Annotated in this window: 1 protein-coding gene; it reads left to right on the forward strand. The window is 35.4% G+C overall.

The window, feature by feature from the left end:
* Positions 1-190: 190 nt before the first annotated feature.
* On the forward strand, positions 191-1,188 hold a 998-nt coding region (tnpB, locus tag DPQ31_RS29035), incomplete at its 3' end, for an IS200/IS605 family element RNA-guided endonuclease TnpB (protein WP_208732126.1).

Genomic DNA, 1,188 nt, shown 5'->3' on the forward strand with positions numbered 1-1,188 from the left:
TTTATCATTTTAGCCAAGAAGACTCCTTCCTCAAGGAACGCTAAGTGAGTAGGTGGGAGATGAATTGGCTTCGGACAAGGGATGGCAGGGAGCCATCTTAATTGTTCGACATACATAAATTGTTACTTCACTACCTATCGAATGTATGTTTGTTATATAATAGATACATATCGAAATGGAGGTGAAATGAATGATGATCAATAAAGCATATAAATTTCGTATCTATCCAAATAAAGCACAAACGACTCTAATCAATAAAACGATTGGCTGTTCTCGTTTTGTATTCAATCATTTCCTATCTCTATGGGATCATGCATACAAAGAAACAGGAAAAGGTTTGACATATGGTACATGCTCTGCCAAACTTCCTGCCATGAAGAAAGAGTTTGTTTGGCTAAAAGAAGTGGATAGTATTGCGATTCAGTCTTCTGTTCGCAACCTTGCGGATGCGTATACACGTTTTTTCCAAAAACAAAACAATGCCCCACGTTTCAAATCTAAGAAGAACAACGTACAATCTTACACCACAAAACAAACAAATGAAAACATTGCTGTTGTAGGAAACAAAATAAAATTGCCAAAACTAGGTCTTGTTCGATTTGCCAAAAGTCGTGAAGTAAAGGGACGTATTTTAAATGCTACGGTTAGATGGAACCCTTCTGGTAGATACTTTGTTTCATTGTTAGTTAAAACAGAAGTACAAGAACTTCCGAAAACAAATTCTTACATTGGAATAGATGTAGGACTAAAAGATTTCGCCATTTTGTCAGATGGAACAACCTATAAAAATCCGAAGTTTTTTCGATTGTTAGAAGAGAAGTTGGTAAAAGCACAGCGTGTTCTTTCTAGAAGAATGAAAGGATCTTCTCGCTGGAATAAACAACGAGTAAAGGTAGCTAGAATTCATGAATACATGGCAAATGCTAGAAAAGATTACTTGGACAAAATCTCAACTGAAATCATCAAAAACCACGATGTTATCGGTATAGAAGATTTGCAAGTATCTAATATGTTAAAGAATCATAAGTTAGCAAAAGCGATTAGTGAGGTATCATGGTCACAGTTTCGAACTATGTTGGAATATAAGGCAAAATGGTACGGTAAACAAGTCATTGTCGTATCGAAAACATTTGCTTCAAGCCAATTATGTTCTTGTTGTGGATATCAAAACAAAGACGTTAAAAATCT

Origin of the sequence: Bacillus sp. COPE52 (assembly GCF_003355115.1) — a bacterium.
GTDB lineage: Bacteria > Bacillota > Bacilli > Bacillales > Bacillaceae_G > Bacillus_A > Bacillus_A toyonensis.